This window comes from Lysinibacillus sp. RC46 (genome assembly GCF_041262385.1).
GTDB lineage: Bacteria > Bacillota > Bacilli > Bacillales_A > Planococcaceae > Lysinibacillus.
Genome location: NZ_JBGCCF010000036.1, coordinates 41,936 through 49,705 on the forward strand (window position 1 = coordinate 41,936; position 7,770 = coordinate 49,705).

The following is a 7,770-nucleotide window of genomic DNA, read 5'->3' on the forward strand; positions in this document are numbered from 1 at the left end:
TTTGATTCATAGTTATCAGCAATTAGGTACCAGGTATTTAAAGAAGAATATGAAACGAACTATTTTGACCTTGGTTGGCATCATACTCTCTGTAGCGTTAATTTCAACGATTGGCCTCTTTATGAAAGGATCACAACTTACCCATATTGAGAATAACAAGAAGTTAAGCGGAGTTTCTTTTCATGTAGGTATTTCAGATTATGACGAAGAGCTTTTAAATAAAGTCAAATTTAATCCCCAAATTGAATCGTTTGGTTTAATGTCTAAGGGAGACATCGTTCCTGTAGGAGATGTTTCTGTGAAAATGAATTTCGCGGATCATGACGCCTTGAAATTTTTAACCTATAGCCTTCTTGATGGCAAATTACCAACCAATGACGATGAGGCAGCTGTAGATTCCTGGGTACTATCTTATATAAAAAAAGATCTTCAAATCGGTGATTCATTTGAACTGGATGGAAAAACATATCAACTGGTTGGTTTACTGAATAATAGTGAGTTTACACAGAAAAATAAAGAGGGACGATTATTAACATATAAAAGTGAGTTTGCTATTGGAGAAGGAAGGATATTAATTGAAATTAACGAGAAAGCAGACTTTAACGAGGTTTTAGACGAACTTAAATCAATGACTGAAGACAATAACATTGATATTAATACTCAATTGATTCAAGCTTTGAAACCGGAATCGGATCAATCGCTCCTGGCCATTCTTGTTATTGTTGTCAGTATAGTTGTCATTTCTACAATTGTTGTCATTTATAACGCCTTTCAAATCAGTGTCGTAGAGCGGATGAAGCAGTTTGGCTTGCTGAGAAGCATCGGCGCTACGCGAAAGCAAATTAGACAAATTGTTATGAAAGAAGCTGTTGTGCTGGCTGTCATCGCTATACCAATTGGGATTGTATGCAGCTTATTGGCACTTGCTATTCTCCAAACTATTTTCTTGATTGTATTAGAAAATGGTCAGGATATTTCGATATTCAATGTCGATTGGAAGATAATTTTAATTAGTTCGCTTCTTACCCTGATAACTGTTTTAGCGTCTAGTTATTACCCTGCTTTTTTTGCAGGCAAAATATCTCCATTGCTAGCAATCAGCAGCAGACTGTCAATTAAAAAAGAGGCAATCAAAAAACAAAAGAATACCGCTCTGAAAAAGCCTTTATCTTTCCCATTGAGCATGGCCTTGAAAAATGTAAAAAGAAATAAAAATCGTTATATGGTTACCATTTTATCAATTATTATAAGCAGTGTATTGTTTATTACTTTTTCATCGTTGATGGATATCGCATTTTCATCCAATTTTATGAACGATTCTTCCACTAAATCGGATCTTACAATCTATCTTCCAAATGACAATCAAGCATCTTCTGAGAACCTGCAAATTATGGATCAGTTAAAGTTAATTCAAAATGTATCCGAAGTTTACGAACAGGACTTAAGTTTTGAAATTGTATTGAAGGATACAGCTCAATCTCTCGCGACTGTTGAGGACATCCAGGAGACTTTTGGAAATAAACACTCCATTACAGTGGTTAATCACTTAGAAGAGAATAAAGCCAAGAAGGAATCCGTTCTCGTGACCAAAATTCTTGTCTATGCTTTTATTGTGGTCATTGCTTTAATTGGCAGTTTAAATATCCTCAATACGATTACTATAAGTATCATGATTAGACGAAAAGAACTGGCTGCATTAAAATCCATAGGCATGTCCCAAAGGGATTTGAAAAAAATGATTATCTATGAAGCACTGATTTATGGTTTTTCTGGAAGCTTGCAAGGCATTTTCTTCGGATGCATACTTTCATATATTATTTATTTGGCTGCCTCCGGTGTCTTGAAGGTTGCATGGACGATTCCCTATGAGGCTTGTTTCATTACGTTTGCTGCCGCTTTGTTCATTAGTTATTTATCTGTTTTGCTACCGCTCCGAAGAATCCAGCAGGATAATATTATAGATACGATAAGGGAAGAATAATACGAAAGGCCTGGCTATTTATAGTCAGGCTATTCTGATTTGGCGGTAACTGCTAATATGGAGTTAGAGGAAGGAGAGGGTATTTTTGAATAAAATATTACTGGTTGAAGATGATGAGGCTCTTGGTTTAGCCATCGAGTTTTCATTAAGAAACGAAGGGTATGAGGTGATTAGAGCTTCTAGTGTAAAAGAAGCGAGAAACCAGTTTGATCATACTATTTTTAAGTTGGCTATATTAGATATCAACCTTCCAGATGGAAATGGCTATGATCTATGCATGCACTTTAAAAAACAAAACGATGCCATGTCTATTATTTTCTTAACCGCCCTTGACGAAGAAGTGAATGTAGTAATGGGATTAGATATTGGTGGAGACGATTATATAACAAAACCTTTTCGAGTTAGAGAACTTATGTCGAGAGTAAGAGTGCAATTACGTAAACAAACTAAGTTAGAAGAAGCTTCATTGATTTTAACATCTGAGAATATAAAAATTGATATGAATCAAGTCAAGGTTTATAAAAATCAAGAACTTGTCCCAGTAACGAATTTAGAATATAAGCTTCTGTTAACTTTTATGAAGAATGCTTACAAAGTATTAAAAAGAGATGAAATTCTTCTGGAAATTACGGAAGGTGATGAAGTATTTTTTGATGAAAATACGTTATCTGTATATATTATGCGTTTAAGAGACAAAATCGAAGATAATCCAAAAAATCCACAGTTTATCATCACCCAACGAGGATTAGGATATCGTTGGGATAAGGATGTGTACAGACAGTAACATGATAAAAAATACTGAGATAAAAGGCTATATGATCATAATGTTCGCTTTATTTTTTCTATTTATTATCTATCAGTATATGACACATCAACTATTTTACGATCATTTAAAAAGTGATTCGATTACAACCTGGGGGGAAATTACCGCCAGATTGGTTGAACAAAATCCTGAGAATGAAGCAGAAATTATGAAAGTCTTAACAAGCAATTCTTCTGATTCCAATGAGTATCAGGAAAAAGGAAGAGAAATCTTTAAACAATATGGATTATATGAAGATTTGGAGACAGAACTTTTTCCACTTTTAAATAACAATATTTTTAGCCATAATCAATCAATTTTTTTGGGGTTGATTATTTTCGGATGTCTATTGTTTTTGGCAAATTACATACAATACACTATTTTCTTCAATAAAATCAAACAACTTACTTCGACTGCCAAAAAAATAATCGAAGGGGATTACTCGGTTACAATAAATGAAAATAAAGAAGGCGATATTGCCAAACTAGTAATTTCTTTGCGTTCCATGAAAGATATTATTAGAAAAAGCATGAGTGATTTGCTTGAAGAAAAGAAGTTTTTAGGTCAAGTATTACAAGACATATCCCATCAGTTAAAAACACCACTTTCGACGATATCCATCTACAATGAATTGTTATTGAATGAAGACTTGCCCCGTCAGCAGCAAGTTCAATTATTGCAAAATAATGAAGTTCAAATCAGCAGAATGAATGTCTTGATTCAAAACTTGTTAAAAGTCGCGAAAATTGATGCCAGAGCTATTACATTTGATAAAGAGCCGTTAAACTTGGTGGAAACGATTCATGAAGTTTTAAATCGTTTGGAAAATATGATCAATGAAAAAGATTTGTTAATTGACTGGGATGAGCCGGAAGAAATAGTAGTTTTCCACGATAAATTATGGATGCAAGAAGCTTTGGTGAACTTGTTAAAGAATGCGATTGAGCATTCCAAAAATGGTGATAAAATCACACTTCAACTCAAAGATACACCCATTTATACGGAACTTGTGATTCAAGACTTTGGAGAGGGGATTGCAGTTGAGGAATTACCGCATATCTTTAATCGATTCTACAAAGCAAGTAGTTCTAAAAAACATGATTCGACGGGGATTGGCTTGGCGTTAACAAAAGCAATTATTGAAGCGCATCAAGCCTTAATAAAAGTTGAAAGTGAGAAAAATGCCTATACAAAATTTACAATAAGCTTCATAAAATTTTAGAATGAATGAGTATACTTACAATAATCTCATGGGTTATTTTCGTTTTTAGTGCTATAGCTGGTATCTATGCTATTTATGCTATAATCAAAAACAATCATACAAAGAAATATCTCTTATGGCTGCAATATTGTAGGCAGTCATAATTTGCTTATACTTTCTAGAAAGTGCGAAAATTAAAAAAGAATTAAGGGGAGTATGACGATGCTTGAAAATAAATTAGGTATCACAAATCAACTTGATTTGAATCGAACAGAAGAACGGCTTTCAAAGAAGAAAGCTAAAGAGTTATACGATTCAGGGAAAATAAATAGCTTAGAAGTAGGCACTTTCAAGGGTCTTTCTGAAATTCATCGCTATCTATTTGAGGATATTTATTTCTTTGCTGGAAAGGTTCGAGAGGTCAATATAGCAAAAGGGAATTTCCGATTTGCTCCAATCATGTATCTTAGAGCATCTTTAGAGCATATCGATACGATGCCACAAACAACTTTTGATGAAATTGTTGAAAAGTATGTTGAAATGAATATCGCTCACCCTTTCAGAGAGGGGAACGGTAGAGCTACTAGAATTTGGCTAGATTTAATCTTTAAAAAAGAACTTCAAAGGGTTGTTGAATGGAATAAGATTGATAAGGAAGATTACTTGTTGGCGATGGAACGTAGTCCGATTAGAGACGTTGAAATTAAGCAATTGCTCCAACAAGCATTATTAGATGAAATTAATAGCCGTGAAGTTTTCATGATGGGTATTGATATTAGCTACTATTATGAGGGATATACTGAATATGATATAGAAGATTTATAATAGAAAGGGCTGAAATTCAGTCCTTTTTTACTTTTTAATAGGGGCAAAAAAGGAGCTAACTAAATAGCTCCTTTTATTTATGATTAAAACTAAGATGTTAGGTATCTTTGATTGAAATGTGCGCGAAATCAAAAGAATAGTTTTGGTTATTCCGAAAAGACACTGGCTTCTTTAACACAGGAACAACCTTGTATTTATTTTTCTTCACTTTCTTAAACACACTTTTAACCGTATCCGACCTCACTCACATCCCACACCTGAAGGAGTAGGCTTTCCCGTTTGGAAAATCAAGTTTTACAATTTAGTAAGATTAAAAGTCATATTGTAAGGGAACAGTCATTCATTTATCAAAAAATAACGTTTATGTTTAAAGTATCAAAAATAAGGAGCTGGCAAAATGAAAAAAACAGTAGCTTTTTTATGTATTAATGCTAAAAAATATAGTTTTCTATTAGGAGATTCTGAATGAATAAATTAAATACGTATGAAAGAATAGACACTATGGATTACTTACGAGGGTTTGCCTTGCTGGGGGTACTTCTTGTGAATAGCTTTCAGGTTATGGATTCGTCCAACTATAATGAATTACACGGAGTATTATATTCTATATTCAACAGGGAATTTTACCCTATTTTATTCTTCTTATTTGGATTTGGGTGTTATCTTTTTATGAATCGATCCAAACAAAAAATAAACAATAGATACCTTTTGTATTTCCGCAGAATCGGTTTTTTATTTGTACTAGGACTGATTCATACATTATATGCACCGCCAGGGATTACCGATGTATTAATGGTGTATGCAGTACTTGGCCTGTTTATGGCAATATTTTTTAAAAGAAGTAAATGGAACAACTTAATAATAACGATTTCACTAATAGCCTTATCTATTGTTACAGCTTTTTATCAACCGTATTATGGTGAGAGAATAGTATGGCTAGATTTACTATCCAACATAAGTAAATGGTTTGCACCGATGATGCTAGGTTTTACGATGGGGCAATTTAATTTTTTTGAAAATATGCATGGGAGATTAAGGTATATTTCGGTTTTTTTTATAGTTAATATTTGTACTTATGTATCTTTATTTTATATAAAGCTGTCAATTGACATTACTCCTGCAGGAACAGAAATGCTAGAAGATTATATTGTTCCTTTTATGATGATGAGCAGTTTCCTTATTATTTTACAATGGGATAGAGCAAAAATGATATTATCTCCATTAAAATTTTATGGACAAATGTCTTTAACAAATTATCTTGCGCAAAGTGCCTTACTAATTGTATTTAGCTTCCTAATTGGTATGACACCTATTCATTCATTAATAGTGTGTTTCTTAATCCACGCTATTTTAATTACTTTTAGTATAGTATGGTTAAAGTATTTTAAAATGGGGCCAGTTGAATTGTTATTACGATACTTTACTTATTGGGCGAAAGTTCCGAATAAGAAAAAAATCATTAAAGAGAGTTTTAATGAAGCTTGATTTACCTAATTACCGTAAAATATGCTGAAAAAACAAAGTTTAAGTTTATATTCGTTTGCGTGATAGGGCATTAAGGGGTCACTAGACTAAATGTGACCCAATGCATCCCTTTAAAAATTTCTTATCTGTTTTAGTAAGGAATTGAGTTCATTCGCCTCTTTTTTAGTCTTAATCAGTGTTATGATCCAAGCAAACAAATAGAGTAATAAAAAACCACCAAGGAAATCTACGCTTAGAAAATGATCTGACCACTTGTTATATAAAGATATAGAAAAGACTACTAGAAACATCATGATAAAATGAATGACTAAAGCAAACAAATAGTTCATTTTTTCAATGTCAAAAATGATTGTAAAAATACCTGCGCAAGCTGAGATTATGAATACACTAATAATCTCAGCTTCTGAAGAAATGATATTTTTTCTCGATAGTAAAACCATCATATAAATAAATGCACCAGTGCCTAAACCTGAAAATAGTCTGTTTTTTAATTGCAACGAAATGTCTTCCTCTCAAAATAAGATAGGCTTGTTTAATTCTTTTTGTACATAATATGTATAAAGAATTCCTCCGAAGAAAAGTCCGATAGATAGTCCATTTATGGCAGAATAAATGATATTAAATGAAAGGTCATTATAAAATGATGGCGAGATGCCTAAAGTTACATTTAAGAGATACTTCACTAAAAAATTTATTAGAATAATGATTAATGGAAGATAGCACTTCTTTCTGATGATTACTGATTCCTGTTTGAAGAACATTTGATATTTTTTGTACAACAAATAACCAATTAAAGTCCCAGGAAATATGAAAAAGAAATAGCTAATCAAACAAATTTCTAAGTGAGAAAATTGAGAGATCATTTTTTCAAATCCCCATATCATAAATATGAAAGGAACTAAAAACATTTTAGATAAATTGATTGGCCTTTCCTGGGAAATAGCGATACCTCTTTTTGTTAAAATAATTAATAATATCCATACTGACAATGGCGTTCTTAAAACTACTTCTCTAATGATGTTATACATTCTTTATTGCCTCCTTTGATGTTATTCATAATGGCATCAAAGAGGGAATAAAGAAATACGTCTAAACATATGTGGTGAAAATCAATACATAAGTGGGCTTTTGGAATATCTTGTTAGTGTCTTTTTCAAAGAAGATACATATTTTCTTGACACAATTACTTTCTCTTCATTCGATAGAATTGCTTCAAGATTACCGTTAGGTTTAACCGAAAATTTATTTAAAAAATGAATATTAATCAGGATCGTTTTTGAGATTCTGATGAAGTTATTGGGAAGATCATGCTCCAATTTATATAAAGGGCTTTTTGTTTCAAAAATGAGTTAATTTCATAATTCTAATCCCTTTAGCATCAGGGGTTCTGAAACAATAAAAAACGGGCACCTCCCCAAATTCGGTATAATGGTAGCGACGAAACTAACATACTGAATGAGGTGAATGCCCTATGAC

The 7,770-nt window shown here is 32.5% G+C and carries 8 protein-coding genes and 1 pseudogene; 5 read left to right on the plus strand and 4 right to left on the minus strand.

Features of this window, described 5'->3' with window-relative positions:
* Position 1: 1 nt before the first annotated feature.
* The 4 genes from ABH966_RS23225 (at position 2) to fic (ending at position 4,809) form a co-directional block, all read left to right on the plus strand.
* Positions 2-1,981, plus strand: a complete 1,980-nt coding sequence (locus ABH966_RS23225; RefSeq protein ID WP_370082603.1) for an ABC transporter permease — start codon at positions 2-4, stop codon at positions 1,979-1,981.
* A gap of 85 nt (positions 1,982-2,066) precedes the next feature.
* On the plus strand, positions 2,067-2,765 hold the full coding sequence (locus ABH966_RS23230) for a response regulator transcription factor (RefSeq protein ID WP_370082605.1): 699 nt from the start codon (positions 2,067-2,069) through the stop codon (positions 2,763-2,765).
* A 1-nt stretch (position 2,766) separates the two neighbouring features.
* Positions 2,767-4,005, plus strand: coding sequence for a HAMP domain-containing sensor histidine kinase (locus ABH966_RS23235; RefSeq protein WP_370082607.1), 1,239 nt, complete (start codon positions 2,767-2,769; stop codon positions 4,003-4,005).
* 201 nt (positions 4,006-4,206) lie between these two features.
* Positions 4,207-4,809: a protein adenylyltransferase Fic gene (gene fic, locus ABH966_RS23240; RefSeq protein WP_370082609.1), complete on the plus strand. Its 603-nt coding sequence runs from the start codon at positions 4,207-4,209 to the stop codon at positions 4,807-4,809.
* 109 nt (positions 4,810-4,918) lie between these two features.
* On the opposite strand, the pseudogene ABH966_RS23245 reads toward fic, so the two are convergent.
* A pseudogene (locus tag ABH966_RS23245) lies at positions 4,919-5,035 on the minus strand (RNA-guided endonuclease TnpB family protein); the annotation flags it as partial.
* Between the two features lie 239 nt (positions 5,036-5,274).
* On the opposite strand from ABH966_RS23245, the gene ABH966_RS23250 reads away from it, so the two are divergent.
* The gene (locus ABH966_RS23250; protein ID WP_370082611.1) at positions 5,275-6,294 is read left to right on the plus strand and encodes a DUF418 domain-containing protein; all 1,020 of its coding nucleotides are present in this window, start codon (positions 5,275-5,277) and stop codon (positions 6,292-6,294) included.
* Positions 6,295-6,404: 110 nt separating this feature from the next.
* On the opposite strand, the gene ABH966_RS23255 is transcribed toward ABH966_RS23250, so the two are convergent.
* The 3 genes from ABH966_RS23255 to ABH966_RS23265 all read right to left on the minus strand — a co-directional run bounded on the left by ABH966_RS23255 (position 6,405) and on the right by ABH966_RS23265 (position 7,640).
* Positions 6,405-6,791 carry a DUF3021 family protein gene (locus tag ABH966_RS23255; protein WP_370082613.1) on the minus strand — a complete coding sequence of 129 codons (387 nt, stop codon included), beginning with the start codon at positions 6,789-6,791 and terminating at the stop codon, positions 6,405-6,407.
* Positions 6,792-6,806: 15 nt separating this feature from the next.
* Positions 6,807-7,322 (minus strand): hypothetical protein, encoded by a 516-nt coding sequence (locus tag ABH966_RS23260; RefSeq protein ID WP_370082615.1) that lies wholly within the window; start codon positions 7,320-7,322, stop codon positions 6,807-6,809.
* Between the two features lie 81 nt (positions 7,323-7,403).
* Positions 7,404-7,640 carry a LytTR family DNA-binding domain-containing protein gene (locus ABH966_RS23265; protein WP_370082621.1) on the minus strand — a complete coding sequence of 79 codons (237 nt, stop codon included), beginning with the start codon at positions 7,638-7,640 and terminating at the stop codon, positions 7,404-7,406.
* Positions 7,641-7,770: the final 130 nt, after the last annotated feature.

Excerpts from the sequence above, each read along its gene's own strand:
- ABH966_RS23260 (WP_370082615.1), bottom strand. The coding sequence starts at position 7,322 with ATGTATAACATCATTAGAGAAGTAGTTTTAAGAACGCCATTGTCAGTA.
- ABH966_RS23250 (WP_370082611.1), top strand. The coding sequence starts at position 5,275 with ATGAATAAATTAAATACGTATGAAAGAATAGACACTATGGATTACTTA.
- fic (WP_370082609.1), top strand. The coding sequence starts at position 4,207 with ATGCTTGAAAATAAATTAGGTATCACAAATCAACTTGATTTGAATCGA.
- ABH966_RS23235 (WP_370082607.1), top strand. The coding sequence starts at position 2,767 with ATGATAAAAAATACTGAGATAAAAGGCTATATGATCATAATGTTCGCT.